The following is a 24,602-nucleotide window of genomic DNA, read 5'->3' as shown; positions in this document are numbered from 1 at the left end:
TGCCCAGTGGTGGGTATTCATACCACGACGTTAATTTCCGGACTGCCCTCGGGGAACCCTTCCGCGGGTTCGATCAGGAGTTCCGTCCCCGCGTGTTCGTCCTGCTTTAGGGGGATGTCCATCGTGAGCAGAACCTCATATTTTCCGTGTCCCTCCAGAACCCTCCGCGCTCCGAAGGCCTCCCGGAGCTTCCGCGGATCGCTGACCACCCAGCTAGCCCTTAAGCGGGAAAGCGATACTCTTTTAAAGCCTAAGAGTAATACTATACTTTGAAATGAAGCGCTCAGTAACCATCAAACTCCAGCCAAGCAAGGAGCAGGAAAAAATCCTCTCCGAGTTAGCTCAAGCCACCGCAGTAATCTGGAACAAGCTCAATTACCAGCGTTTAAAACAATTCAAAGAATTCGGCAAGATTGATTTTAACGGAACGGAGAAGGAAGCTTACCAAGAGTTTAAAAACTGGATTGGTGGTTCGACAGTCCAGCAATTAGCCAGAAAAAACGCCGAAAGCTGGAGGAGCTTTTTCTCGCTCAATAAAAAGAAAAAGAGTGGAGAATTATCAGAATGGTTCAGGCCGAAACCTCCGGGGTTCATTGGGGAAGAGAATGGGAAGAAACTGTTCATTATCCCGCTTAGGAACGACCAGTATTGGATTGACGGGAACGTTGTCGAGTTAAGACGTCTTGGGAAGTTTGGAAGGTTGAGAATCCAGTTTAAAGGAAAAATTCATCTTAAAGGCAAGCAGGGGCGGTTGGAGATAACTTACGACGAGGTAAAGCGGAAATGGTATGCGAAAATCAGCCTCACCGTTGAGGAAAAGCTAATTGGGGACGAATGGGTTGAAGTCCCAAGGCAACCCTTGGGCGACCTTTCAGCGGGAATTGACTTGGGAGTGAATAATTTAATGGCCGTTTACGTTGAGAACGGCGAAAGCTTCCTCGTGAACGGCAGGCCATTAAAGTCAATAGCCTTTTACTGGCGGAGGAGAATAGCCGATTATCAGTCCAAACTCAACAAGAGTGGTGCAAAGAAGAGTAAGAAGCTCAAAAGAATGCACGAGAAGGCTAAACTTCAGGCAAAGCATTACATTAACACTGTTGTGAGACAGACCGTCGAGAGGCTGTATCACCTCGGAGTCTCCAGAATCGTTGTTGGTTATCCAAAGGGAATCGCAAGGAACTCTGAAAGAGGCAAAAAGCAGAACTTCATTCTATCCCATGTTTGGCGGTTCAACACGGTGATTCAAAGGCTCAAGGAAGTTGCGGAAGAGTATGGTATTCAGGTTTTGCTTGTTAATGAGGCTTTCACTTCTCAATCGTGCCCTCTCTGTGGCCAACGTCATGAGAACGCTCGCTTTGTTAGGGGTTTGTTTAAGTGCCATGGAGAGGGCGTTGTAATGAATGCCGACCTCGTGGGGGCTTTTAATATTTTGAAAAAAGCTGTGAGAACGATAACCCCGAGCCTTCCAGCCCTTGCTGGTGGTAGGGGTAATTGGGGCGAGACCGTCCCGGAGGGGTTCTCCGAACCCTCTTCAAAAGGGGTGATGAGGATTACCCCTCAAACCTCCTCGCCTTTGGTGTGGGGTTAACTCGTTGGAACCCTCGCCGTTCACGGCGAGAAGGAGGTCAGGTTCCTGTCCATCACTAGTATCAGGGGCTTTTCCCAGAACCTTCTCTCAAAATCTTTTTCCCCGCTCCCCTGGACCTCCACGAGCTTCTCCTTCCCCTTCGATTCGGGGTGGATCAGCTCCACCCTGGCTCCCCTGCACTTCGCGACGCTGGTGTAGAGCCTCCCCGAGATCATTCCCCTCCCTGTCTCCAGCCGCGGGTGGGCGTACTCGTCGTTGTGGGACGTTCCCAGGGAGTTCTCCCCTGCCTCGATTCTGTACGTGGGCAGCACGGGGGATATCAGGGCGTCCCTGAACCTCCCCTCCGCGATAACGTAAACCGGAAGCTCAACCCAGGCATCGTCGTTTTCACCTATGAAGACGAAGAACCCCTCCGGCTCCAGTTCTATCCTGTCCGAGGTGAACTCCCCTGAGGTTCTAAGTTCCCTCTGCACGGAGTAGTGTCTGTGCTTTGCCCCGATCCATTCGCCCCTTATCCGCAGGGTTCCCCTCAGGAGCCTGGTTTTCTCGGGGAGTATGAGGGTTCTCCCATCGATCCTCATCGAGGAGGCCAGTTCCGTGCACTTTTTCCTCGCCTTCGCTTCCCTCTCCATGTCCATCAGTATGATGCCCAGCATGATGAATATGAATACGATAAACAGGGCCCCGCCGCCTTCCATGTAACCACCGGGGTAAATACGAAGTTGGAAAATAAAAGAGTTTCTCTACAGCAGTGATAGCTCCCCGTCGAGGAGAAGGTGAAGGGCATAGCCGCAGAAGGCCGCGAAGCCGACGTAGAGTCCCTCCCCTGTCGTCATGTTGAGGCCGTACTCCACCAGAACGAACGCCAGGCTCCCATAGACCGCCGCGAAGAGGAAGGAGTGAACTATTCCCCTGTGCTTCGGCATCATCCATGTGAAGGCGAACCACGCTATCACGGCGGCAAGGACCGCTATGCCCCATTCCACGGCCATGTTGAGCCAGGGCTCCCCGACGTTTATCGATCCCGCGGCGTTGACGTAGACCGCCCCCCCAACCACCACGCTGACTATCGGCTTCGTCCCGCGGTGGATTAGGGCGTTTGGATGGTCCATGTCCGGCAGATCGCTTCCCAGAACGTAGAACGCATAGCCCAGCACCAGCGCCATCGTTGTGAGGGCAAGGGGGGCCCCGTGGGCGGCCGCGAGTCCCGCGGCGGCGACGATGACCGGATAGCTAGCTATCCCGCTGAGCATGTGAACGTCGTAGTTGGGCATCGGGCATCACTCTTCCTCGTTCTCGGCTTGCCATTCCTCAAGGAACTTTCTCACGTACTCGGGAACCTTGTAGTTGCCCTTGGGGTCTCCGACCAGGAAGCCGAGCCTTATGAGCTCGTTGAGCTGGTCGTAGACCTGTATTCCTGGCCTCTTGACGGCCTTGGCTATCTGAATGTAGCTCACCGGTCCGCCGTTGAACTCATAGACTATGGCCTCAACGAGGTCCTTGTACTCCTTCGGAATCCTCGTGAGGTACTCCTCGAGGCTCTTCGGCTCCTCGAGTATAGTGGTCACCACGTAGTCGTCTATGGGGTCGAACTTGTGCTTGGAGGCCTCGCTGAGGACGTAGTGAAGGAGCCTCAGGATCTGTCTCGGGTTGCCCTTTCCGAGCTGGTGTATGAGCTTTATGGCCTCCTCCGTGAAGGGGTAGATTGGATCATCGGTGTCCCTTATCCTCACCTTGTTGAGCCTCTTCTTGACGAGCTCGTAGGTCTCGTCTATGCTCATCGGGCGGAGCTTGAACTCGTAGTGGAGGCGCATGAAGAACGCGGGGAATATTTTGGAGTACTTCTCGTAGGCCTCAGGGACGCAGGCAAAGGCAACGATACAGCCCTGGGGCATGTTGCTGATGAAGTGTCTGAGCATCTCGAAGAACTGTATCTTCTCCCTCTCGCTCGCGCTTCCCATGTTCTCAAGCTCGTCCAGGAGGAGGGCGCAGTAGGGGTATTTGCCCATCTGCTCGGTCAGAAGCTCGGCTATGTCCCTGCTCTTGTACTCGTCCCTGTCGCTCAGCATCTTCTCGAGCCTGTCTATGAACCCGAGCTTCCTTGAGAGGTTCTCGAGGAATATGTTAGTCCTGCTCTTCGGCGGCTTGAGGGCGTAGAAGATGTCGCGCGTGAGCTTGAGGATGTCGTTCGTGTCAACCTTGACGTATATGGCCTTTCCCTTGTTCTCCTCTATGGCCTTGGCTATGGTCTTGAGCCTCTGGGTCTTGCCCATTCCGAGGGGGCCGACGATGCTCATGGCTATCGAGCTCTTGTTTCCGATAACCTCGGAGATTATCATCTGAAGGCGCATGTCTATCTCCTGATAGACGTGAATGCTCTCGACGTCGCTTATTCCCTCGCTTGCGAGCTGCTCAAAGGGGTTCCGAGAAAGGCCATAAACTTCGTATGACTGGTAGGGATAAAGCTTAAGGCCACCGGCTTCCATTTTAACTCACCGCATAGTTTAGGAACGCGAAATATAAAAACCTGTCCATCGGTGAGCGGAGATGACGATTCTTCTCGTTACGACTCCACAGGGACGCGAGGGCGATGGAATACTCGAACTGGAATGGGCGTTGGGGAAGGTCCGGGTTAGGGGAACGGACTGGCGGGGGGTTCTCCTGGCCGAAACGCCCCTATCGAAGGGCGAAACCCTTGAACGGCTGAAGAACTTCGAGACGCAGGCTATACAGAGGGTCGTTCCCCTCGACCTCATCGTTCCCGCCAGAAGGGAGGAGATTGAAGGGGCCGTCCTTGAACTGGCGGAAAAAATAGACGGAACCTTCGCGGTACGCGCCAAGGTCAGGGGAAATAAGAGGCTCTCCCAGAGGGAGCTTGAGATTGGCCTCGGCTCCCTGGTGGTCGAGCGCTTCGGCCTCGGGGTGAACCTGAGCGACCCGGATTACACCCTCGTGGTTGAGGTCCTTGGGAAGAAGGCAGGAATCGGGCTGGTGGGGAGGGATGAGCTCCTCCGCTTCGAGGTGGTCGAGTGAAGCCTAAAATAGGATGAAGTCGAATTCATGAACATCAAGCGAGTTTCGTACCTGGTTATCGCCTTGGTCGTGGTTTCTTCGGTTCTTCTTTTCGTCAAGCCCTACGTTATTTGGAGGGAGGGGGGTGAGAGAATCTCCGGTGAGGTTGTTGTTCTTCCTGAGCCGAGACTGACTGGAGAGATGAGCGTTGAGGAGGCCATAGCAAAGCGGAGGAGCATCCGCTCGTACAGGAACGAGCCTTTGACCCTTGAGCAGCTCTCCCAGCTCCTGTGGGCGGCGCAGGGGATAACCTATTCCGCCAGAAAGTTCCGCGCCGCGCCGAGCGCCGGTGCAACGTACCCTTTCGAGGTCTACGTGGTGGCCGGAAACGTTGAAGACCTCGGGCCGGGCGTTTACCGCTACGACCCCTTCAACCACACGCTCGTACTCGTTAAGGAGGGCGACTATAGAAGGGCACTCCAGAGGGCGGCGCTCGACCAGTCCTGGGTAGGCAGGGCCGCGGTCGACATAGTCCTCGTGGCGTACTACGAGAGGACAACGCACTACTACGGCGAGCGCGGGATAAGGTACGTCCACATGGAGGCTGGTCACATAGGCCAGAACCTCTACCTTCAGGCAACCGCTCTAAACCTAGGAATCGTCGCGGTCGGGGCCTTCTACGATGACCAGGTTGCCGAGATAATAGGTGTCGAGGGCGTTCCGCTGTACATATTTCCAGTGGGTGTTCCCGGTGGTTAGTCTGGATCACTACACCTTGGGTTACGCCGCCTTTGCCCTCATGAGCCTAGCCATGCTCAGCGGGGCACTGATATTCCTATCAAAGCGCAGAGAGACGTGGATAAAGGTCCATATCGTCATCAGCATCGTGGCTTACCTCATCATGTTCCTGACGATATGGCTCGTCAGGTAGGCCAAAGCCTTATTTACGATTGCGCCCCAGTTGGAACGGGATGGGACATGTACGACGTGGACGAGATAGTCGAGGCCCTTTCAAGGCTGAGCTACGAGGAGGCCCTGGCGTACTGGATAGAGGGGGAAAGGAAGGAGGCCGAGTTCTACAGCGAACTGGCGAAAAGGGCAAGAGACCTCGGTCTGGGGGAGGAGCTGGTGGAGACCTTCGAAAAACTCGCCGCCGACTCCATGAAGCACGCGACCGAACTCGGGGCCCACTACGAGAGCCGCTACGGCAGGAGACCGGAGATGGACATACCCTCCATAGAGGTTCTGCCAGTCATCGACGAGTTCGAGAGGGCCGACCAGATCGACGAAGTTCTGAGGGCTGCCATGGAGAGCGAGCTGATAGCCCACAGATCCTACGCGCTCCTGGCAGAGAAGGTCGAGGATGAGGAACTCAGGAAGCTCTATCGGAGGCTCGCTGAGGTCGAGAAGGGGCACTACGAGATGCTCAGGAAGAGGTACGAAGAATTGAAAAACGGGGAGGGTTAGGTTTTTTCTTCGGCTTTAACCGCTGTTTCCTCCTCCATGTATGGTTCCCTCGCCTCGGGAGGCTCCTCTATGAGGTTGTCGCTGTACTTGTCGTAGTCCGCTATCAGGAACTCCTCGCTCATCCTAAGTGCCTTGACGGCCTTCTCCTCGCCCGGGAACTTCTTGCCGGGACAGACGTCGACGCAGAGGGCGCAGAACATGCAGCGCGAGGCGTAGTGCCTTATCTTCTTCAGCTCCGGAATCCACTCCATAGCATCCGCGGGGCAGACCATTATGCACAGCCTGCAGCCTATGCACCTCTCCGGGTCGTAGAGGAGCTTTCCCCTGAAGCCCTCTGGAATAGGCACGGGTGGGTTTATTCTTGCCTCGCCCTTCTGAACCTTCTCTATAAGCTCGGTAACGTTAGCGGGAGCATGCTTAACCGGGAAGGGGTTGGTGGCCGGCCTGTGGACGAGCTGTTTGAGCAGTACGAACATCATCTTGTTTACCATTCCTCACACCCCCATCCACACGAGGGCCACTCCAACGAGGGCGATTATGTTGACGTAGACCCAGAACACCCTGGACGCCTGCTCTATCCTGAACCTGGCAAAGGACGTCCTGACCAGCGTTATCGCCAGCAGGTAGATGACCAGCACCTTGAAGAGGAACCACAGCGCCTCGACGACGTAGTAGCCCGTGCCGGTGAGGTTGAGGTCGAGCATTCCCGTCAGCGTGAACGGGAAGAACAGCACCACCTCCAGCGCCGCCATGGCGAAGCCCCTGACGGCGTCCGAGAGGTAGAACAGGGCCAGGTTCCTCCCGCTGTACTCCGCGAGCATGCCCTCGCAGATCTCCGTCTCGGCCTCGGCTATGTCGAAGGGGAGCTTCGCAAGTTCCGCTGGAGTGACCACGAGGAGGGCTATGAAGAGGAGCACTATTCCCATCGCCGCCAGAGGCCCCACGATGCTCCAGACCGGGGTCGAGGCTATCGTCGTCAGTGAGAAGCTCTTGTAGACGAGCGCGAAGCCCACTATGACCGTCGCCAGGGGCATCTCGTAGCTCATCATCAGCACCATTTCCCTCTGCGCTCCCACAGAGGAGAACGGACTGCCCGAGGCGAAGCCGCCTATCGCCATCGAGAGTGACTGGAGCGTGAGCAGGTACAGTATCACGATCAGGTCGCCGTAGCCCTCCAGCGGGGCCTTGAGGACTCCGAAGGGTATGTAGAGCAGGAGCGTCATTGAGGCCGCGAAGGAGACTACCGGCATCGCGTTGAATATCCACGCCACCGCGTTCTCCGGAACGACGGTCTCCTTGAGGAGCAGTTTTCCGACGTCCCAGAAGGGCTGCCTTATCGGAGGCCCTATCCTTGACGTCAGCCTCGCCGAGAAGCGCCTGTCTATACCCTTGTAGACCAGCCCCAGGAAGACCCCGAGGAGCGGGAACGTGAACGCATAGATGAGGGTTTCGGGGTTCATTCTCTCACCCCCACAGCCCTTGCTCCCGCAAGCGCTGGCGGAAGGTTACTTCCTCTTAAACTGGCTTTTCTTCCGGGTAGTGCTCCCTTACTGGCCGCCTTCACTGTGTTCACCTTTGAAGTGTGCCCTTCGGGCACGTATTGGACGTGAACCTTACGTGTGGCCCTTTTTTCTTGGCACTCCCTGCAAAAAGTGCGGCTTTTCATTCTCTCACCCCCAGGTCGCGCTTGAGCCTCTCCGTTTTTTCGACCGCCTTCCTGTGGAGCGCCTCCGGGTCGATTATTCTGCCCTCCTCGTTTCTGACGACTGCAAGCCTGTCGTTGCAGCACATGCACGGGTCTATGTAGGCGACGACTATCGGTATGTCCGCCACCTCGGCTCCGAGCAGGAGCGGCTTCCAGGTGTTGATGTTGTTGTAGCTCGGGGCGATGACCTTCCAGAATAGAGGGCCGTCGCGCTTGTTGCCGTACCTGAAGTAGTGGATGACCTCGCCGCGCGGGGCCTCGTGCGCTCCTATCGCCTCGCCCTCCGTCCTCCTGATCTTCGCCAGGAGGGCCACGTAGTTCGGTATCGCCATCAGCTTCCCCTCGGGCATCTCGTCGAGGCAGTACTCTATGATGTCCAGGCTCTGGTCTATCTCGTAGAGCCTCACCATGGTGATGTCGTACGCATCGCCCCTCGCCTCGCCGACGATGTCCTGGGGCACGATGGCCCTCACCCCTATGTCCGCGTAGGCGTCGTAGGGCATGTCCTGCCTGACGTCCATTCTGATGCCGGCGGCCCTCGCCACCGGCCCGACGACGTTGAGTTCAAGGGCCATCTTCTTCGAGAGCTGGGCTACTCCCCTCGTCCTGGCCTTGTAGACCGGATCGGAGAGGAAAACGTCCTTCATTTCCTCCGTGAATATCCTGTAGTAGTTTATCATGTCTCTGAGGGCCTTGACGTGGCTCTCTTTGATGTCCCTTCTCACACCGCCTATCATGAAGACCGAGTAGTTTATCCTGTTGCCCGTTATCAGCTCCAGTATGTCGAGGAGCTTCTCCCTGCCCTTCCACGTCCAGAACAGGAGGGAGTCGAAGCCCATCTCGTGCGCCACGACACCGAGCCAGAGTATGTGGCTGTGAATCCTCTCAAGCTCGCCTATTATCGTCCTGATGTACTGCGCCCTCGGCGGGGCCTCTATTCCCAGGGCCTTCTCGGTGCCGATGACGAAGGCGTAGGGGTGCGATATCGAGCAGATTCCGCATATCCTCTCAGACAGGTAGAGGGTCTGGATGGCGTTCCTCTTCATGCCCATGTACTCTATTCCCCTGTGGGCGAAGCCCCTCTTGACGTCCACCTCGACTATCCTCTCCCCCTCGACCATCGCCTCGACGCGAATCGGCTCCTTCAGCGCCGGGTGAATCGGGCCGACGGGCACGTAGTACTGGGTTTTGGCCATTACTGCTCCCCCCTCTCCTTCCTTATCTCGTTCACGCTCCTGTGGGTGTGCTTCACCATGTCCTCGACGCCGTACTCGTCCCGCCTCCACGGGTACTTGCCCTCCGGCCAGTCGTCGGGCAGGAAGAGGTGCCTCTTGTTCTTCAGTCCCTCGAACTCTATTCCCAGCATCTCTCTGATTTCCCTCTCGTTGGTCTCAGCACCGATCATAAGGTCGGTTATCGTCGGGAGGACGAGGTTGCTCTTTGGAAGGTCGAACTTGATGACCACGCTCACCTCCCCCCAGGGGTTGGCGTAGAAGAGGCCGAAGGAGTAGACCACCGTTATGACCTCCCCGCCCTCGTCGTTGCCTGTTATGAAGTGCAGGTGGGGGTAGTCGATGCCGAACACCGCCTCCACAGCCTTCCTGAGGGCCTCGGGCCTTATCGTGAGCCAGACCTCGCCGTAGGTTCTCTTCCTCTTGACGCCCATCGTGTACTCCCTTATCTCGTGGGAAAGGATGGCCTCTCCGAGAACCTCCTGGAGTCTCTCAAGGACTTCCTGGGCAGTCATCGTCATTCCCCGGCACCCCCCTTCTTTTCCAGCTCCTTTTCGAGCTTCTCTATCTTGAGCCAGGCCTTCACAACGCCGTCGATTATCGCCTCGGGCCTCGGCGGGCAGCCGGGGACGTAGACGTCGACGGGGATTATCTCGTCTATCGGGCCGGCGATGTTGTAGGAGTCGTAGAAGACTCCGCCGGTCGTTCCGCAGCTCCCGACGACCACGACGGCCTTTGGATCCGGCATCTGCTCGTAAACGCGCCTCAGCTTGTCCGCGAAGTCCCTCGGTATTGCCCCGGTGACGAGGAGAACGTCGGCGTGCCTCGGACTTCCGACGAGCTTTATCCCGAAGCGCTCCACGTCGTAGCGGGGAGTAAGAACCGCCACTATCTCGATGTCGCAGGCGTTGCAGCTCCCGCCCGAGGCGTGGAACACCCATATGGAGCGCTTAAAGTTGGTGAGCTTTCCCATTCACACACCCCCCAGGAGGATGAAGAGGATTATGGCACCGATTCCGAGGTACCAGAGGATGTAGTCCCTCACGTCGCCCGTGTGCATCCTCATGAGCACGGCGTAGTAGCCCTTCAGGGCCTCCATGAAGCCCCAGTAGATGTCGCCCGCGCGCACGCGTATCTGCTCGACGTCCTCAACCGCGTTGCCGCTGATGAAGGGCTTTACCTGCTCGGTGTTGGGCTTGTAGGAACGGTTTCCGCGTGAGTAGATGATGTAGCCGATGACCGCGAAGATCACCAGGAACGCCAGCCACAGGAGGGGGTTCCAGAAGCCCGATGGTGAGGTCAGCGTAAGGCTCTCCAGCCAGCTCATAGGACACCACCCCACGTCTGGTAGCCGCCCAGGTTCAGCAGCGCGTCAACCGCCGGATAGACGAGCTTGTCGAGCACCACGTTGGGGAACAGACCGAAGAGGATGCACAGCGCCGCCAGGATGAGCATCGCCGCTACCATCGGCTTTGGAACCTCCCCGACGCTCTCGTACTCCTTCACCGGCGGTCCCAGGAAGGCTGAGGCGAAGACCTTGATGAATGAAGCGAGCGTCAGGACGCTGGTCACCATCGCGAATATCGCGAGGAGCGGGTTGAGCTGGTAGGAGGTCTCGTAGATCAGGAATTTGCTCGCGAAGCCGTTGAAGGGCGGGATTCCCGATATGGCCGCCGCACCTACGATGAAGGCTATCGTCGTGTAGGGCATCTTTCTGGCGAGACCGCCCATCTCGTTGAGGTTCCTCGTCTTCGTGACGTAGAACAGCGCTCCAGCCGTCATGAGGAGGAGGCTCTTGTAGATGATGTGGTTGATGATGTGGAATATACCTCCCGCCATCGCGTCCCTCCCGAAGGCGGCCAGCTTCGCCGGATCGTTGAGGACCGTGAGTCCAACCCCAACGCCGAGGAGCATGTAGCCTGTCTGGGAAATCGCGTGGTAGCTCATGAGCCTCTTGACGTCCTTCTGGACGAGGGCCATCGTGACGCCTATGAACATCGTGAGCACTCCTAGGATGCTCATTATCCAGCCGACGCTGCTCATGCTGAGTGTTACCTCCCCGAAGAGGCTGAAGCTCACCCTGAAGAGGGCGTAGAGGCTCGCGTAAGTAGCTACCAGCAGGGTTGGGTTTATTCCCGCCGGAACCTCGGTGTAGGCATCGGGAACCCAGTGGTGGGTCGGCACCGAACCGCACTTCATCGCGAAGGACGCGAAGAGCAGGCCGAGGGCTATCATATCGACGGTGTTGAAGCCTATCTGCCTGCTGAGGTAGGCTATGTTGAGGTTGCCGTACTGGCCGTAGAGCAGGCCGATGGAGAAGAGCACCATGAGCGACGCGACCGCGCTGACTATGAGGTACTTGATGCCGGCCTCACTCGCCTCTCCCCTATAGTTCCTGAACCCGACCAGTGCCGAGCCGGCTATTCCGGCTATCTCAAGGAACACGAAGAGGTTGAAGAGGTCCCCAGTCAGCACCATGCCGAGGATTCCGACCTCCAGGAGGAGCAGCAGGGAGTAGTACTTCTCGAGGCCGCTCTCCCTCTCCACGTGGCTGTGGGAGTACATCGCGCCTATGAAGCTCATTAAAACCGCCGAGAGGGCCATGAAGGCGCCCATCGCGTCGACCTCGAAGATTATCCTCACCGGAACGCGGTATCCGGACGGGAGTACGAGGCCCGGACTGTCCGCTCCGAAGACGTAGATCATCGTTCCCCCGGCGGTCACTTCCCTGACGAGGAGGGTGCCAAGGCCGAGCGTTACCGCCGTTATGGCCAGCGCCCACAGCGCGGCTGCCCTCGGCTTCCCCTTGAGGAGCGGTGTCGTGAAGGCCCCAAAGAGCGGGATCGCTATCATCAAAGCGGGAAGGTGCTCGATCATCCCCTCAGCCTCCTTATCTTTGTAACGTCAAGGGTTCCGTAGTGGTGGTAGATGTTGACGGCGAAGGCCAGCATCAGGGCCGAGACGGCGACGCCTATGACGATGCTGGTCAGTGTGAGCGCCTGAGGCGTCGGCAGAACCATGTTGTTGACCGCATCCTTCGGTGCCATGGTGTATATCGGAGCGTAGGCGCCTTTGACGTAGCCGAGGGCTATCAGAAACAGGTTAACGGCTCCCTCAAGGATCTCAATGCCTATGACGACCTTGATGAGGTTCCTCTTGAATCCTATCGTGTAGAACCCCACCGCCAGCAGGAGCGCCACGACTATGAACGGGAGGTTGACTAGAATCATGTTATTCATCCTTCCTCACCCCCAGGAGGAGGTAGAACACCAGGATTATGCTGGTTAATCCGGCCAAAACCTTCGTTCCGACGAATATGTTCATGTACGGCAGCGTTCCGCCCGTGTTTAGGTAGCCGGGGTTTATCCCTAGAGGGGTCGGGTCTCCGAAGAGCGGGAACCCGCTGTTGGCTATGACGTTCCTGAAGAATGTGTACCCCATGAAGCCGAGGGTGGCCATTCCCAGAAAGCCGAGGGCGCCGATGCTCTCAAAGGCGCTCAGGGGCACCTTCTTGAACCGCTCCCTTATCACCCTGTCCTCGCACGCGACTATGAGGAGTGCCAGGCCGCTGGCGAAAACAGCTCCTCCCTGGAAGCCGCCTCCCGGCGTGAGGTGACCGTGGAGGATGATGTAGGCTCCGAACGTCAGTATGAGCGCCGTCAGGTACCTGGTGGTTGTCTTGATGATGAGGGTCGTCATGCTTTCACCTCCCTCCTTCTGAGGGCCATCAGCACGCCCGCAACCGCGGTGAACAGTACAGTGGCCTCTCCGAGGGTATCGAAACCCCTGTAGTCGAAGACTATGCTGGTGACGACGTTGTTTGACGATGCCTCCTCCTGTGCGTGCCCGATGAAGTAGGAGTCCATCTCGGTGTGAACCGGCTCACCGAAGGGCCTGAGGCTCGCCGCGGCCACGAGGAGGAACAGAGTGAAGCCTATGAACGCGAAGAGGCCGAGGGCTCTCCTCATTCTATCACCTCCTCGTCGGTGGTTTTCTTGATCGCCAGCAGGTACATCGCCGTCGTGAGGCACGCTCCAACTCCCGCCTCTGCTATCGCGACGTCGGGTGCCTGCAGTATGTAGAACTCCAGCGAGAGTATCAGACTGAACACCGCCATCGCGATGACGGCTGAGACCAGGTTCTTGAACCTCACCGCCGCTATGGCTGCTATCACAAGCCCCAGCCCCACCATGGCCTGAAGCACCCAGAAGAGCTCTTCGAAGTTCATAGGCGACCCTCCAGCTCGTCTATAACCGCCCCGTGGGGCCGTATGCCCGACTTCCTCGCGGCCCTGCCGATGGCGTGGGCTCCAACGGGGTTGGTGAGCACCAGGAATATGACCACCAGGGCCGAGTGTATCCCTATGGTTATCCAGGATGGGTCCCTCTCCACCCAGAAGTAGCTGTATATCGAGTACGTGACGGCGGCTAGGACTATGAATATCGTGCCGAAGGTCGTGCACTTGGTTGCCGCGTGTATCCTCGTGTAGACGTCGGGGAAGCGGAGGATGCCAACGCTGGCCAGAAGGTTGAAGAACACGCCGATGGCCAGGAATGCCGCTATTAGCCACTCTATCATGCCGCCTCCCCCTCCTCGCACTCGCATGCAACTCCCACCCTCTTCTTGACCAGGTAGCGGGCTATGTAGAGGGTCGCGATGTAGCTCAGAACCGCGTAAACCAGCGCGACGTCTATGAAAACCGCCTGTCTGGTTACCACGCCGTAAATGACCATGGCCCCCGCTGTGGTGGTCGTCATGGAATCCAGGGCGACGGCCCTGTCTGGTATCGTCGGCCCCGCAAGAAGCCTTATGAGCGTCAGCATGGCTGAGAACAGTAGCAGTATCAGCGCCCACATAAATGCTCCATCGACCGTCATTCTCCAATCCTCCTTGCCCATTTTGGAAGATACCCGCACAGCTCCTCTGGGGTGGGTTTCTCCTTCCCGGGCGGTACGTTTATCCAGTGAACATAGAAGTTGCCCTCTTCGTCTATCTCCAGCGTGAAGGTTCCAGGGGTCAGTGTTATCGAGTTGGCCAGAAGAGTCCTGCTCTCATCCCTGGTCAGGTCCGGAGATATCCTTACGATTCCGGGCCTTATTTTGCCGGTTATGACGCGGTAAGCTACGTCAATGTTCGCCTTGGCCATGGCGAAGAAGAACGGCCCTATCGCGTAGACTATGAAGAGCAGCCATCTCCTTGGGCTGAAGAAGTAGCCCACCTTTTCGTCCATGACTTCCTTTGTGGCGTAGCCGATGATGGCCGCTATTACAATCCCTGCAATCAGCTCCCCGGGGCTCCAGGCGATGACTTTGCCGGAACCTGCTGTGAGGAGCAGATAGACGATAAGGGACCACAGGAACGGTGCGGTAAACCCCATTTTCCCACCTCAACTTTAGGTTTTAAACCCTATTCGGGCCTATTTTCCCGAAATCTCGATTATAAATTGGCTAAATTTTTATAAATGGGTTTCTAAAACAAATGGTTAACAACCAGAAATTTGACAAATATAAATTGGACGGCTCTTGACGTACGTCCATAAAACTGTACGTTGTAGTAGATTAGGGGGGACAAACGTTCAGAAAAGTTCATTACAGAACTGAAATCGTCGGTGGGAAAAACAAGGAAAGAAGGGGGCTACTTCTTCTGGGACTCGGCCCCTTTCTTTGCCGCCTCCTTGGCCTTCTTCTGCTTCTCCAGCTTCTTTTTGAGCTCCTCTATCTCATCCTCCTTGAACCAGCGGAGGTTGTCGTTGTACTTGTCGTCCGTCGCCAGGAGGAACTCATCGCTCATCTCCAGGGCCTTTACGGGGCAGACGTCCACACACTGCTGGCAGAAGACGCACCTTCCGAGCCAGAAGGTGACCTTCCTGACCTCGGGAACGTACTCTATAACCCCGGCAGGGCAGACCATGACGCAGAGCCTGCAGCCGACGCACTTGTCGGGATAGTAGACGAGCTTGCCCCTGAAGCCCTCTGGAGTCGGAACCGGATCGCTCGCAGGGAAGGGGTTGGTTGCCGGCTTCTTGAACAGGTTGCTCAGCACGGCTGAGAGCGTCGGTGGGACCCTCATGCCACCACCCCCAGGGTGTCTATTGCCAGCAGCAGCGCCCCGACTATTGCGGCCGGAAGCATCCTGGTCCAGAACAGGGTCACCGCCTGGTTTATCCTGAGCCTTCCAGTTACCGCCCTGAAAAGGCTCATGCTCACGAAGAGCACGGCGAAGACCTTGAGGGTGTGGAAGAGCAGGTCTATGACTACCGCCGGAAGCCCCGTGAGCCCGATGTAGCCGGATATGCCCCACGGGAAGAATATCACCACGACGAGGCTCGCGCTCACGAAGGCCTTTATCGCGTTGGCCAGCTCGAAGAGGGCCAGGTGCCTTCCGCTGTACTCGGCCATCGTTCCCTCGGCGAGCTCGGTCTCGGCCTCGGGGATGTCGAAGTAGCCGACCTCAATCTCGCTGGCGAGCCAGGCCATGAAGACGAGCAGGAGCACCACGGCCCCCATTATGCTCATCGGCGTCCCGAGCTCCCAGACGTTGTGCTCGTAGAAGGTGCCCATGCTGAACGGCTTTGTAACGCCGAGATCGCTGAGGCGCCAGAGTATGGTGAAGAGGGCCAGCATCATCGGCCCCTCCCTGGAGACGAGGATTATCATCTCCCTCTGGGCGCCTATCTGGGCGTAGGGGGAGCCCGAGCTAACGGCACCAACGACCCTGAGGAAGCCGATTAGGGTCAGCAGGTAGATGAAGAGTATCACGTCACCCTTGGTTCCAAAGAGCGGCTCGAAGCCGAGCGGGGTGTAGGCGAGCAGGGCGATGGAGGTGGCGAGAGCCAGCACGGGGGCCAGTTCGAAGAACCTGTTGGCGTCCCTTGGGATTATGGACTCCTTGCTGACCAGCTTCAGGAAGTCGTAGAACGGCTGGAGCAGTGGGGGGCCCATCCTGCGCTGCATCCTTGCAACCAGTTTCCTGTCTATGCCTCCCCAGAGCAGTGAGGCGAAGGATACGTAAGCGTAAATCCCCAGGAATCCGAGCGTTGCGTAGAGGACGTTCATAGGACACCACCCCTCGGGCAGCCTACTCCAACAACTTCGGGCTTCGCCCTAACGTTCGGGTTCAGCTCCCTGGTTTTCTCTATCGAGAGCCTGAGGAGGTCCCTCTCGGTGAGGACCTTCTTCCTTCCTGTGTTAGCATCCACCACCGCGACCCTGTCCGTACAGCTTAGGCAGGGGTCTATTGAGGCTATTGCAACCGGAACATCCGCCACCTGCTCACCGACCAACGCTCTAGCTATCGCGAACAGGTTCGGGAATGTGGGCTCGCGCATCTTCCACTTCGCCGGAACGTCCTTGCCCTTCTGGGCCATGACGTAGTGGATGAGTTCACCGCGCGGGGCCTCGTACCTGCCTATTCCCTCCCCCTCGGCTTTCTTGAGCTGGAACAGGAGGGTGTTGTCCTTTGGAACTGCCTTTATCTTGCCCTCTGGCATCTGGTCTATGGCCCTCTCTATGAGCTCCATGCTCTGCCAGAGCTCGCCGACCCTGACCACCATCCTGTCGAAAACGTCCCCCTTGACAACTCCGGTGAACTCCTTGGGCGTTATCGGCTTCACGCCGAGGTCCGGGTAAACGCTGAGCTTCTCGTTGTAGCGGACGTCTTTCTTCACGCCGCTTCCCCTGGCAGTCGGTCCCTGGGCGCTGTACTCGATGGCTATCCTCTTGGGAATAACGCCAGCGTCCCTCAGCCTGGCCTCGACCGTCGGATCGTAGAGGAATATCTCCTCTATCTTGGGCATGACCTCGTTCCTGTAGTTCTCTATCATGTCGAGTATGGCCCTGATGTGCTTCTCCTCCAGGTCCCTCCTCACGCCGCCAATGGTGTTGATGGAGTAGTTGACCCTGTTGCCGCCGATGGCCTCTAGGATGTCCATGACGCGCTCGCGGGCGAGCCAGCTGAGGTGGAGGGTGGTGTCGTAGCCTATGGTGTGCCCAACGACTCCGAGGTTGAGCAGGTGGGAGTGGATTCTCTCGAGCTCGCCGATTATCACACGGATGTATTCGGCCCTCTCGGGCACCTCTATGCCGGCCATCTCCTCAACGGCTCTGGAATAGGTGTGGTTGTGGGAGAAGGAACAGATTCCGCATATCCTCTCGGCGAGGTAGAGTATCTGGATGTAGTTTCTCCTCATGGCTATCCATTCGAGGCCCCTGAGGTTGTAGCCGAGCTTGACGTCGACGTTGATTATCCTCTCTCCGTCGAGCGTGATGATGAACTTCTCGGGCTCCTCCAGTGCGGGGTGAATGGGTCCGATGGGTATCTTAACCCAGTACTCAAGCTTTCCGTTCATTTTGAGCCCTCCTTTTTGATTTTGTACGGGTGGCCGGCGTTCTTCACCATCACAGCCCTTTGCTTCGCAAAGCGCTGGCGGAATTTCTTCACTGCTTTAGTTGCCCCTCTCCGGATGGGTGCCTCATTACTGCCTTTGTTGAGCTTGTTCACCCTATTGATGCGCCCTTCGGGCGCGGAATGAACGTGAACCTCATTCAGGGCCGTCATTTCCCTGCACCCCCTATCTTGTACGGGTGACCCGCGTTCTTCACCATCTCCGGTTTGATTCCGGTCTCGTCGAGCCTCAGCGGGTAGATTCCCTCCGGGAAGTCGTCGGGCAGGAAGAGTCTTCTCGGGTCGGGGATTCCCTCGAAGAACAGCCCGAGGAACTCCTGGTTCTCCCTCTCGTAGGGCAGCGCGCTCGGGAAGACGTCCGTGACTGTGGGCAGCTTGGGGTCATCCTTGGGGACGCTCGTGCCTATGACGAGCGACAGGCTCTCCCCCTCCTCCCAGAACATCTCCATGTGGTACTTGGCGAGCAGTCTGTCGCCGGCGTCCATTCCGATTATGATGGAGAACTGGGCCTTCGGGTCGAGCTCCTTGATGAACTTCATGGCGTCGTGGAACTTCTCCCTGTCTATCTCGACCCAGACGCGCCTCTTCGGGTGGGGCATCTTGTTCTCGCTCACCCTTATCTCGGCCTCGGGGAACCTCTCGCCAAAGGCTTTAACGAACTCGTCAACGTTCATCTCTTACCCCCCTCAATTCTCTCTATCAGCTTCTGCAGACCGAGCACGACTCCGTAGAGTATCGCCTCGGGCCTCGGCGGGCAGCCGGGTACGAAGACGTCCACCGGTATGTGCTTGTCCAGCGGCGCGTTGGTGAAGGGGCTCTCGAAGAACACGCTTCCGCCGGTGGGGCAGGCTCCGACGGCTATGACAACTTTCGGGTCCGGAGTCTGCTCGTAGACCAGCTTGACCCTCTCAAGACTCTGGTCGGTCACCGGCCCGGTTACGAGCAGTATGTCGGCGTGTCTCGGCGTTCCGACGAGCTTCACACCGAAGCGCTCGGCGTCGTACCTCGGCGTCAGTGCGGCTATTATCTCGATGTCGCAGCCGTTGCAGCTGCCGCTGTTCACGTGGAACACCCAGGGTGAGCGCCCTATATACCTGCAGAGCTTTGATATCTCCCTCTCAAGCCTCTCGCGCTCCGAGGAGTTTGAGCTGACGTTGGTCTCTGCCCTTGTAACCTTAATCGCCATTCATCTCACCTCCTCATCCCCACACTATCAGCGCTCCCACAATTATCGCGGTCGTGACGAGCAGGTAGCTGATGTAGTCGCTCAGCAGTCCGGTGTGCTCCCTGCGGAAGATGAGGAACATCCTGTGAATTCCTCTTATGAGGCCCCACATGACGTGTCTTCCGGTGACGTAGCCCTGGAAGTGCTCGAACTGCGGAATAATCTCGTCCTGGTCCTCACCGCTGAGGAATATCTTCGTTCCATCGCCGGTTCTCCTCGTCCCCGTGCTGGAGCGCTCGGCCCACTTGTAGAGCACGTACGAGATGAGCAGGCCTATGGCAAAGACGTAAACGAAGTAGAGTGCATCCCAGTAGCCAAACATTTCACGCACCCCCCAGCACCGCCGAAACGTAAGCCCCTATGTTCTCCAGAGTCTTTGCCGCCGGAAGCATGACCTTGTCGCTGATGGCCCATGGGAAGAGTCCCATGACGATTATTGCCACCACCAGTATGAGCATCGGCACGAGCATGGCCTTTCCTGGCTCCTCCGCGTTCATGACCCTCTCGCTCGGCCTTCCGAAGAATGTGAAGAGCACCCTGATGTAGGCGGCGGTACAGAAGGCTGTGCCTATGACGGCTATTGCCGCGAGGAACGGGTTGAAGAGCGCCGAGCTTTCGTAGATGAGCCACTTGCTCGCGAAGCCGTTGAGCGGCGGAAGGCCGATTATCGCGGCCGCACCGACCAGGAAGGCGAAGCTCGTGACCGGCATCTTCCTGGCTATTCCGCTCAGCTCGTTGAGGTTCTTGGTTCCGAGCTGGTGTATGACCGCTCCCGCGACGAGGAACAGGAGGGCCTTCATTATCGCGTGGTTCACGGTGTGGTATATCGCACCCGCCAGAGCGACCTGGCCGACGTCGCTTCCATACGCGGCAAGGCCAATTCCGATTCCTAGGAGGATGTAGCCGATCTGGCCGACGCTGGAGAAGGCGAAGAGCCTCTTCATGTCAGTCTGTATCACCGCCATCGCGTTTCCGACTATGAGGGTCACGCAGGCGAAGAATATGATTATCCAGCCGACCGTTCTGGTGCTGATTCCGGCGCTGAAGACGCTGAAGGCGAGCCTCGCTAGGGCGTAGGTACCGCCTATCTTGATGACGAGACCCGAGAGCATGGCACTGATCGAGCTCGGAGCGGCCGGGTGTGCGTCTGCGAGCCACATGTGCACCGGAACGGCACCGCTCTTGAAGAGCAGTCCGCCCGCGAGGAGGCCGAGGGCCACCTTGGCGGTGAAGGTTGGGTTCTCAGCTATCATCTTGGCCAGGTAGGCCATCGTCAGCGTTCCGTACTGGCCGTAGAGGAGCACTATGCCGAGGAGGATGAATGAGCTGGCGAGGGAGCCGACGAACATGTACTTTATGCCCGCCTCGATGCCCTCCCAGGTGTCGTTCCTGAAGGCGACGAGGGCGTAGCTCGCTATGCTCATTATCTCCAGGAAGACGTAGAAGTTGAACAGGTCGCCGGTTATGGCTATGCCGAGCATACCGACCTCGAGGACGAGGACGAGGGCATAGTACTTCTCAAGCCCCGTATCGTGCCTCATGTACTCGCTGGAGTAGAGCACTGCCACGAAGGCTATGAAGGTCACCATCAGGGCGAAGAGCGCGCTGAGGAGGTCCACCTCCCAGACTATCCTTATCGGGAATGGAACGCCGTTTCCAAGGGGGCTCTTCGCTCCAAGGGTGTAGACGAGTATCTCGCCGCTCTTCCAGACTTCTTTGAACAGTCCGGCCGCGACGCCGAGGGTGATGCCGGTTATGAGTATCGCCCACAGCTCCCTGGCCTTCCTTCCCGCGAGGCCCACTATGGGCAGTGCGAATGCTCCAAGGAGCGGGACTATGATGAGGTATGGGATCAGCCCGTTCATCCTCTCAACCTCCTGAGCTTGTTAACGTCGAGGCTTCCGTAGTGCCTGTAGGCGTTTATCGTGAGGGCCATCGCCAGCGAGAGAACGCAGACTCCGATGACTATGCTGGTGAGCGTGAGCGCCTGCGGAATCGGGGCGACCATGGCGCTCTTTACGGTCTCGTAGCCCGTGTAGATTGGCGCGGTTGGTATCTGGCCTGCCTCTATGCGGTATCCGAAGCTTATGAGGAGCAGGTGTATGCCTGCATCTATGATGTTGAGGGCCAGTATGAGCTTGATGAGGTTCCTCTTGTAGAGGAGGGCGTAGATGCCCATGGCTATTAGCAGGAACGCCGTGATGAACTGGAACGGTATCATTCGTTCCACCTCCTGAATGCAGCTATGGCAACCATCGCGCTGACCAGCCCCGCAAAGACCTTCAGTCCCACGGCAAGGTTCATTATCGGTAGGTAACCCGCTGAGAGCAGCGTTCCCGGCTGGCCGTTGAAGACCGGCCCGCTGTGCCACAGCGTGTTGTAGAAGAACGCAACTCCCAGGCCGAGCATCGCCGCTCCGAGGAATACCAGGCCGCCGAGGCCCTCGAGGGCCGAGTAGAGGTGGTGGTTGTAGCGCCTCTTCATCTCGCCCAGCCCGAAGGCTATGAGGAACAGTATCCCGGCTCCCGCTATGGTCGCTCCACCCTGGAAGCCGCCTCCCGGCGTAAGGTGACCGTGTGAGACCACGTATGCACCGAAGATTCCTATGAGCGGAATGGTGGCCCTCGCGGTGGTCTTAACAATTAGTCCCATGTCACTCTTCATCCTCATCCCTCCTCCAGGGCCTGAGAAGTGCAACCGCTCCGGCTATAGCAGTGAAGAGAACCGTCGCCTCTCCGAGGGTATCGTAGCCACGGTAGTCGAAGACTATGTCGGTGACTATGTTGGTTCCACCCACCTCCTGCACGCCGTGGTCTATGTAGTACTGGTCGGTGTAGCGGTAGGCCTTCCAGTCCTCACCGCCGAGGCCGAACTTTATTCCGGTTGAAGGGCTCGCAACGACGAGCAGCACTCCGAGGAGGAACAGCAGTGCGAGAGCTCCGAAAGTCCTCTTCATGGTCCCTCACGCTCCCATCTCTCCGTTTTGGCTATACCGTACACGACTATGGCCGTAACGACGCCGGCTCCGACCGCGGCCTCGGCTATCGCCACATCCGGCGCGTGGAGCATGTAGAACTCAAGGCTGAGGAGCAGGCTCATGGCCGCCGAAGCGATGGCCGCACTGAGCAGGTCGCGCATGGTTATCGTGATGTAGGCCGCTACCAGCACGCCGAGGAGTATTCCGAACTGTATGACCATGTCCATCGAAAGGGCGTTCATTCGGCACCACCCCTGAGCTTGTCCTCGTACGCGTCAATGACGGCTTTGGCTGGCTTATAGCCGCTCAGATGGGCCGCCTTGGCTATCGCGTGCGCTCCGGTCGGGTTTGTGAGGAGCAGGGCGATTAGGGCAACGAGGCTGTGAAGCGCCATCTGGAGGTACTTGGGGTCGCCGGTGAGGTGGAGCTGGTAGGCAGCGTGAACTACCACCGCCAGAACCGCGAATATCGTCCCGAAGGTAGTGCACTTGGTCGCTCCGTGGAGCCTTGTGTAGACGTCCGGGAACCTGTGGAGCGAGAAGCTGCCCAGCAGGTTGAAGACTATGTTTATCGTGAGGAATGCGTAGATGACGTAGGTGACCGCACTCATTCCAATCCCCCCTGGAGGTATTTGGCTATGGCCAGGGTTCCCACGTAGCTCAGAAGGGCGTAAACGATGGCGATATCGATGTATATCGTCCTGTCGTAGGCCGCTCCGAGGAGAACCATTCCGGCAACGATTAACGTGTTGAGGGTATCAACTCCGACCACTCTATCCGGCACGCTCGGTCCGAGGAGCACCCTGAGCAGAGCCAGGAATGCTCCAATCATGACTATGACCGCGGCATAGAAGAACTCCGGTGCTATCATCTTCCCAGCCTCCTCGCCCATTTTTCAAATGAACCCGCTATGACCTCGGAGCTCTTCGGCTCCTTCTCGGTCACGTTTATCCAGTGGACGTAGAGGGCCTTCTCCTCGGGGCATGCGTCCACGGTGAGCGTTCCGGGGGTGAGGGTTATTGAGTTGCTGAGGATTGTGTACTGAGCGTCGTTTTCGAGCTCAACCGGAACGCGAACGATTCCGGGCTTTATCCTGCCGGTTATGACGCGGTAGGCAACGTCGAGGTTGGCCTTGACCATACCCCAGAAGAGCGGGCCGAGGGAGTAAACCACAAAGCCAGCCCACTTCGCAGGGTTGAGGAACCTCCCGGCCTTCTCACCTATGATGTCCTTCGTCGTGAAGGCGATTATCCCCGAGAACACCACTCCCGCGACGAGCTCTTCGGGGCTCCACAGCATACCCTTGCTGCCCGCTGTCAGCACAAGCCAGAGCACGAATGACCAAATGAATACGGGAATGAAACCCATTGTGCGTCCCCCCACTTTTGGTTTACAACCTTATCTCGGCTTCATTTTCTCGGATTTCCGCTTAACATAGAAAAAATTCTCTTAAAAGGGTTTTTTGAAGCTTAGAATTGAAAACAAAGGTACCTAACCCTTTGTTGTTAACCAAAGGTTAATTACCTGCCTGCTGACATCGGTGCCGAAACCCTCCACGGTTAAGGGTTGGAAGCGCGGGATTTCTGGAAAATAATGCATCAGTGTCCTCATGTGGCTCGAAACAGCATTTTGGTGACTTTGAGGACCTAAAATCCACCCAAAGCTTTATATACCCTTGAGATGAGTTTCCAATGGGACTCTTCTCGGAGTCTTTCGAGGGAGCCCTGAAAGTTGAAAGAGTTGGTGTTAGATATGTATGGAGATGGATTTGGCGGTGGCTACGAAGCCCCTGTTAAGGTTGGAGAAAGGTATAGAGTTAGGATTGAGAGCCTTGGAAAGGGTGGCGATGGTATCGCCAAGATAAAGGGCTTCGTTATCTTCGTCCCGAACACCCAGGTCGGCGACGAGGTTGAGATCGTCATTAACTCAGTCAAGAGGAAGTTCGCTTTCGGAGAGGTTATTTGATTTCCTTTCCCTCTTACTTCTTATCAGATCGGTTTTTCCAATGCTTCAATACGTACACCTATGCCTCTTATCTTGGGATTGAGCGCATTCAATGCATTCAATTTTACTATCTAAGGGGTGAATATTAGACTAGAAATATAAATCGTAGATAAGTAATAATGTCACTAACAATTACGAGAATTTGTATAGGATGATGCCCACTATGTGGAGGAAACTCCTAGGCTTAATGTTGGGTTTTTGATCTTAGGTTCTATGGTAGGAGTAGCTAGTGCTGCCAAGCCAGAAACGAAGGCGAATGGCTCCGACCCATACTATCGATACGGCCACTTCGTAGGCAAAGTCGGCATTGCCTCTACGTATATACCAAGATTAGCGGTAATCAATCAAGATGACACGGCCACACTTCAACAGGCCTTTTTCCTCAGGGTGAAACTTGGGAATGGGTGGAAAAGCGGGTGGAACCATTATTACTATCCGGTGAGTAGTGGTCACTGGATTTCCGTGAAGGTCATTAAGCCATCGTCCGAGACTTATGTGGGGATAGTGTCGGGAAGAAATGGGATCTTTGTCGTGGATACAGGACAGGGGCACTCGAACTTAGAAGATAAGTACTTTGAGTTCTTTAAAAAGGCAGTGGACAAATTGGCTGAACTCTTGAAACTACCGGGGTTTGCGGATCTTGTATCAAGTCTGGGCAAGAGCGATAGAGATAGTTACACCATTCAGACTTCAGGAGATATCTTCTACCAGGACATCAGTAGAATAACCGTTAGATTCTACTGGGACTCCAGATTCAGAGGCACGGATTATTGCATGGGTGTGACGTGGATTATAACGAATCCCCGGGAAGGGGATTACAAATTTGAGGTTAGTGGCGGCGCGACGTTGTACGTTGCGGGATATTCTCACAACAGCATTCCGAGTTTCCCCGAGGCAAAAAGTGTTGGCCCCACTTCGGTTCTTGGAAAAACAACAAGAATCGCCCGTGTAACAGTGAAGACAAGGGTATACTATGCCGGTGGGGGATAA

40 protein-coding genes are annotated in these 24,602 nt (G+C 56.8%); 7 read left to right on the top strand and 33 right to left on the bottom strand.

Annotated elements, in window-relative coordinates; all coding sequences use genetic code 11:
* Positions 1-17: 17 nt before the first annotated feature.
* A complete protein-coding gene (locus APY94_RS07460; protein ID WP_058939030.1) occupies positions 18-209 on the bottom strand; it encodes a hypothetical protein in 192 nt (63 codons plus the stop codon).
* Between the two features lie 65 nt (positions 210-274).
* Here APY94_RS07460 and APY94_RS07455 point away from each other — a divergent pair, with 65 nt between their 5' ends.
* Positions 275-1,588, top strand: a complete 1,314-nt coding sequence (locus APY94_RS07455) for an RNA-guided endonuclease InsQ/TnpB family protein (RefSeq protein WP_058939029.1) — start codon at positions 275-277, stop codon at positions 1,586-1,588.
* Between the two features lie 20 nt (positions 1,589-1,608).
* Here APY94_RS07455 and APY94_RS07450 read toward each other — a convergent pair whose 3' ends face one another.
* Genes APY94_RS07450 through APY94_RS07440 form a run of 3 tightly spaced genes read right to left on the bottom strand, consistent with a single transcriptional unit; the run spans position 1,609 to position 4,074 of the window.
* Positions 1,609-2,286: a hypothetical protein gene (locus tag APY94_RS07450; RefSeq protein ID WP_058939028.1), complete on the bottom strand. Its 678-nt coding sequence runs from the start codon at positions 2,284-2,286 to the stop codon at positions 1,609-1,611.
* A gap of 45 nt (positions 2,287-2,331) precedes the next feature.
* The gene (locus tag APY94_RS07445; RefSeq protein ID WP_058939027.1) at positions 2,332-2,862 is read right to left on the bottom strand and encodes a metal-dependent hydrolase; all 531 of its coding nucleotides are present in this window, start codon (positions 2,860-2,862) and stop codon (positions 2,332-2,334) included.
* A gap of 6 nt (positions 2,863-2,868) precedes the next feature.
* Positions 2,869-4,074: an AAA family ATPase gene (locus APY94_RS07440; RefSeq protein ID WP_058939026.1), complete on the bottom strand. Its 1,206-nt coding sequence runs from the start codon at positions 4,072-4,074 to the stop codon at positions 2,869-2,871.
* Positions 4,075-4,135: 61 nt separating this feature from the next.
* Here APY94_RS07440 and APY94_RS07435 point away from each other — a divergent pair, with 61 nt between their 5' ends.
* The 4 genes from APY94_RS07435 to APY94_RS07420 are packed head-to-tail and all read left to right on the top strand — an operon-like array spanning position 4,136 to position 6,067.
* A complete protein-coding gene (locus tag APY94_RS07435) occupies positions 4,136-4,621 on the top strand; it encodes a THUMP domain-containing protein (RefSeq protein ID WP_058939025.1) in 486 nt (161 codons plus the stop codon).
* Between the two features lie 27 nt (positions 4,622-4,648).
* Positions 4,649-5,359, top strand: a complete 711-nt coding sequence (locus APY94_RS07430; protein ID WP_058939024.1) for a SagB/ThcOx family dehydrogenase — start codon at positions 4,649-4,651, stop codon at positions 5,357-5,359.
* Positions 5,352-5,531, top strand: coding sequence for a hypothetical protein (locus tag APY94_RS07425; protein WP_058939023.1), 180 nt, complete (start codon positions 5,352-5,354; stop codon positions 5,529-5,531). The genes APY94_RS07430 and APY94_RS07425 overlap by 8 nt, the downstream gene beginning before the upstream one ends.
* Before the next feature lie 47 nt (positions 5,532-5,578).
* Positions 5,579-6,067: a ferritin-like domain-containing protein gene (locus tag APY94_RS07420; RefSeq protein WP_058939022.1), complete on the top strand. Its 489-nt coding sequence runs from the start codon at positions 5,579-5,581 to the stop codon at positions 6,065-6,067.
* On the opposite strand, the gene APY94_RS07415 is transcribed toward APY94_RS07420, so the two are convergent.
* The 29 genes from APY94_RS07415 to APY94_RS07270 form a co-directional block, all read right to left on the bottom strand.
* The gene (locus tag APY94_RS07415) at positions 6,064-6,558 is read right to left on the bottom strand and encodes a 4Fe-4S dicluster domain-containing protein (protein ID WP_058939021.1); all 495 of its coding nucleotides are present in this window, start codon (positions 6,556-6,558) and stop codon (positions 6,064-6,066) included. The two genes, APY94_RS07420 and APY94_RS07415, sit on opposite strands and share 4 nt — an antisense overlap.
* Before the next feature lie 3 nt (positions 6,559-6,561).
* Entirely contained in the window at positions 6,562-7,527 is a 966-nt protein-coding gene (locus APY94_RS07410; RefSeq protein ID WP_058939020.1) for a respiratory chain complex I subunit 1 family protein, read from the bottom strand.
* A 202-nt stretch (positions 7,528-7,729) separates the two neighbouring features.
* A complete protein-coding gene (locus APY94_RS07400) occupies positions 7,730-8,968 on the bottom strand; it encodes a hydrogenase large subunit (protein WP_058939018.1) in 1,239 nt (412 codons plus the stop codon).
* Positions 8,968-9,525: an NADH-quinone oxidoreductase subunit C gene (locus APY94_RS07395; protein ID WP_058939017.1), complete on the bottom strand. Its 558-nt coding sequence runs from the start codon at positions 9,523-9,525 to the stop codon at positions 8,968-8,970. Before APY94_RS07395 ends, APY94_RS07400 begins: the two co-directional genes overlap by 1 nt.
* On the bottom strand, positions 9,522-9,977 hold the full coding sequence (locus APY94_RS07390) for an NADH-quinone oxidoreductase subunit B family protein (protein WP_058939016.1): 456 nt from the start codon (positions 9,975-9,977) through the stop codon (positions 9,522-9,524). Before APY94_RS07390 ends, APY94_RS07395 begins: the two co-directional genes overlap by 4 nt.
* Positions 9,978-10,331: a hypothetical protein gene (locus tag APY94_RS07385; protein ID WP_058939015.1), complete on the bottom strand. Its 354-nt coding sequence runs from the start codon at positions 10,329-10,331 to the stop codon at positions 9,978-9,980.
* Positions 10,328-11,881 (bottom strand): proton-conducting transporter transmembrane domain-containing protein, encoded by a 1,554-nt coding sequence (locus tag APY94_RS07380; RefSeq protein ID WP_058939014.1) that lies wholly within the window; start codon positions 11,879-11,881, stop codon positions 10,328-10,330. Before APY94_RS07380 ends, APY94_RS07385 begins: the two co-directional genes overlap by 4 nt.
* On the bottom strand, positions 11,878-12,243 hold the full coding sequence (locus tag APY94_RS07375) for a sodium:proton antiporter (RefSeq protein ID WP_083500636.1): 366 nt from the start codon (positions 12,241-12,243) through the stop codon (positions 11,878-11,880). The genes APY94_RS07380 and APY94_RS07375 overlap by 4 nt, the downstream gene beginning before the upstream one ends.
* Complete coding sequence (locus tag APY94_RS07370; protein WP_058939013.1) at positions 12,236-12,703, bottom strand: MnhB domain-containing protein; 468 nt, start codon at positions 12,701-12,703, stop codon at positions 12,236-12,238. Before APY94_RS07370 ends, APY94_RS07375 begins: the two co-directional genes overlap by 8 nt.
* Positions 12,700-12,972, bottom strand: a complete 273-nt coding sequence (gene mbhE, locus APY94_RS07365; protein WP_058939012.1) for a hydrogen gas-evolving membrane-bound hydrogenase subunit E — start codon at positions 12,970-12,972, stop codon at positions 12,700-12,702. The genes APY94_RS07370 and mbhE (APY94_RS07365) overlap by 4 nt, the downstream gene beginning before the upstream one ends.
* On the bottom strand, positions 12,969-13,232 hold the full coding sequence (locus APY94_RS07360) for a hydrogenase subunit MbhD domain-containing protein (RefSeq protein WP_058939011.1): 264 nt from the start codon (positions 13,230-13,232) through the stop codon (positions 12,969-12,971). Before APY94_RS07360 ends, mbhE (APY94_RS07365) begins: the two co-directional genes overlap by 4 nt.
* Positions 13,229-13,582 carry a monovalent cation/H(+) antiporter subunit G gene (mnhG, locus tag APY94_RS07355; protein WP_058939010.1) on the bottom strand — a complete coding sequence of 118 codons (354 nt, stop codon included), beginning with the start codon at positions 13,580-13,582 and terminating at the stop codon, positions 13,229-13,231. The genes APY94_RS07360 and mnhG (APY94_RS07355) overlap by 4 nt, the downstream gene beginning before the upstream one ends.
* Positions 13,579-13,881 carry a cation:proton antiporter gene (locus tag APY94_RS07350; protein WP_058939009.1) on the bottom strand — a complete coding sequence of 101 codons (303 nt, stop codon included), beginning with the start codon at positions 13,879-13,881 and terminating at the stop codon, positions 13,579-13,581. The genes mnhG (APY94_RS07355) and APY94_RS07350 overlap by 4 nt, the downstream gene beginning before the upstream one ends.
* Positions 13,878-14,381: a Na+/H+ antiporter subunit E gene (locus APY94_RS07345; RefSeq protein ID WP_058939008.1), complete on the bottom strand. Its 504-nt coding sequence runs from the start codon at positions 14,379-14,381 to the stop codon at positions 13,878-13,880. The genes APY94_RS07350 and APY94_RS07345 overlap by 4 nt, the downstream gene beginning before the upstream one ends.
* A 257-nt stretch (positions 14,382-14,638) precedes the next feature.
* Positions 14,639-15,073 carry a 4Fe-4S binding protein gene (locus APY94_RS07340; RefSeq protein ID WP_058939007.1) on the bottom strand — a complete coding sequence of 145 codons (435 nt, stop codon included), beginning with the start codon at positions 15,071-15,073 and terminating at the stop codon, positions 14,639-14,641.
* Positions 15,070-16,059: a respiratory chain complex I subunit 1 family protein gene (locus APY94_RS07335; protein ID WP_058939006.1), complete on the bottom strand. Its 990-nt coding sequence runs from the start codon at positions 16,057-16,059 to the stop codon at positions 15,070-15,072. The genes APY94_RS07340 and APY94_RS07335 overlap by 4 nt, the downstream gene beginning before the upstream one ends.
* The gene (locus APY94_RS07330; protein ID WP_058939005.1) at positions 16,056-17,351 is read right to left on the bottom strand and encodes a hydrogenase large subunit; all 1,296 of its coding nucleotides are present in this window, start codon (positions 17,349-17,351) and stop codon (positions 16,056-16,058) included. The genes APY94_RS07335 and APY94_RS07330 overlap by 4 nt, the downstream gene beginning before the upstream one ends.
* Complete coding sequence (locus APY94_RS07325) at positions 17,348-17,560, bottom strand: hypothetical protein (RefSeq protein WP_058939004.1); 213 nt, start codon at positions 17,558-17,560, stop codon at positions 17,348-17,350. The genes APY94_RS07330 and APY94_RS07325 overlap by 4 nt, the downstream gene beginning before the upstream one ends.
* Complete coding sequence (locus APY94_RS07320) at positions 17,557-18,081, bottom strand: NADH-quinone oxidoreductase subunit C (RefSeq protein WP_058939003.1); 525 nt, start codon at positions 18,079-18,081, stop codon at positions 17,557-17,559. The genes APY94_RS07325 and APY94_RS07320 overlap by 4 nt, the downstream gene beginning before the upstream one ends.
* Positions 18,078-18,593 carry an NADH-quinone oxidoreductase subunit B family protein gene (locus APY94_RS07315; protein ID WP_058939002.1) on the bottom strand — a complete coding sequence of 172 codons (516 nt, stop codon included), beginning with the start codon at positions 18,591-18,593 and terminating at the stop codon, positions 18,078-18,080. Before APY94_RS07315 ends, APY94_RS07320 begins: the two co-directional genes overlap by 4 nt.
* 13 nt (positions 18,594-18,606) lie before the next feature.
* Positions 18,607-18,954: a hypothetical protein gene (locus APY94_RS07310; protein WP_058939001.1), complete on the bottom strand. Its 348-nt coding sequence runs from the start codon at positions 18,952-18,954 to the stop codon at positions 18,607-18,609.
* A gap of 1 nt (position 18,955) precedes the next feature.
* On the bottom strand, positions 18,956-20,497 hold the full coding sequence (locus APY94_RS07305; RefSeq protein WP_058939000.1) for a proton-conducting transporter transmembrane domain-containing protein: 1,542 nt from the start codon (positions 20,495-20,497) through the stop codon (positions 18,956-18,958).
* Complete coding sequence (locus APY94_RS07300; RefSeq protein WP_014013091.1) at positions 20,494-20,853, bottom strand: NADH-quinone oxidoreductase subunit K; 360 nt, start codon at positions 20,851-20,853, stop codon at positions 20,494-20,496. Before APY94_RS07300 ends, APY94_RS07305 begins: the two co-directional genes overlap by 4 nt.
* Complete coding sequence (locus APY94_RS07295; protein WP_058939067.1) at positions 20,850-21,296, bottom strand: Na(+)/H(+) antiporter subunit B; 447 nt, start codon at positions 21,294-21,296, stop codon at positions 20,850-20,852. The genes APY94_RS07300 and APY94_RS07295 overlap by 4 nt, the downstream gene beginning before the upstream one ends.
* Positions 21,286-21,588, bottom strand: a complete 303-nt coding sequence (gene mbhE / locus APY94_RS07290; RefSeq protein WP_014013093.1) for a hydrogen gas-evolving membrane-bound hydrogenase subunit E — start codon at positions 21,586-21,588, stop codon at positions 21,286-21,288. Before mbhE (APY94_RS07290) ends, APY94_RS07295 begins: the two co-directional genes overlap by 11 nt.
* A complete protein-coding gene (locus APY94_RS07285) occupies positions 21,585-21,851 on the bottom strand; it encodes a DUF4040 domain-containing protein (protein WP_058938999.1) in 267 nt (88 codons plus the stop codon). The genes mbhE (APY94_RS07290) and APY94_RS07285 overlap by 4 nt, the downstream gene beginning before the upstream one ends.
* A complete protein-coding gene (gene mnhG, locus APY94_RS07280; protein WP_058938998.1) occupies positions 21,848-22,219 on the bottom strand; it encodes a monovalent cation/H(+) antiporter subunit G in 372 nt (123 codons plus the stop codon). The genes APY94_RS07285 and mnhG (APY94_RS07280) overlap by 4 nt, the downstream gene beginning before the upstream one ends.
* Positions 22,216-22,479, bottom strand: a complete 264-nt coding sequence (locus APY94_RS07275; RefSeq protein WP_058938997.1) for a cation:proton antiporter — start codon at positions 22,477-22,479, stop codon at positions 22,216-22,218. Before APY94_RS07275 ends, mnhG (APY94_RS07280) begins: the two co-directional genes overlap by 4 nt.
* The gene (locus APY94_RS07270; protein ID WP_058938996.1) at positions 22,476-22,976 is read right to left on the bottom strand and encodes a monovalent cation/H+ antiporter subunit E; all 501 of its coding nucleotides are present in this window, start codon (positions 22,974-22,976) and stop codon (positions 22,476-22,478) included. The genes APY94_RS07275 and APY94_RS07270 overlap by 4 nt, the downstream gene beginning before the upstream one ends.
* 384 nt (positions 22,977-23,360) lie before the next feature.
* Here APY94_RS07270 and APY94_RS07265 point away from each other — a divergent pair, with 384 nt between their 5' ends.
* Together APY94_RS07265 and APY94_RS07260 are read left to right on the top strand one after the other, a co-directional pair.
* Entirely contained in the window at positions 23,361-23,573 is a 213-nt protein-coding gene (locus tag APY94_RS07265; RefSeq protein ID WP_014013099.1) for a TRAM domain-containing protein, read from the top strand.
* A gap of 252 nt (positions 23,574-23,825) precedes the next feature.
* Positions 23,826-24,602 (top strand): hypothetical protein, encoded by a 777-nt coding sequence (locus tag APY94_RS07260; protein ID WP_157065501.1) that lies wholly within the window; start codon positions 23,826-23,828, stop codon positions 24,600-24,602.

This window comes from Thermococcus celericrescens (genome assembly GCF_001484195.1).
Taxonomy (GTDB): Archaea; Methanobacteriota_B; Thermococci; order Thermococcales; family Thermococcaceae; genus Thermococcus; species Thermococcus celericrescens.
Note: the sequence above shows the minus strand (reverse complement) of the source record. Positions and strands in the feature narration are given on the sequence as shown.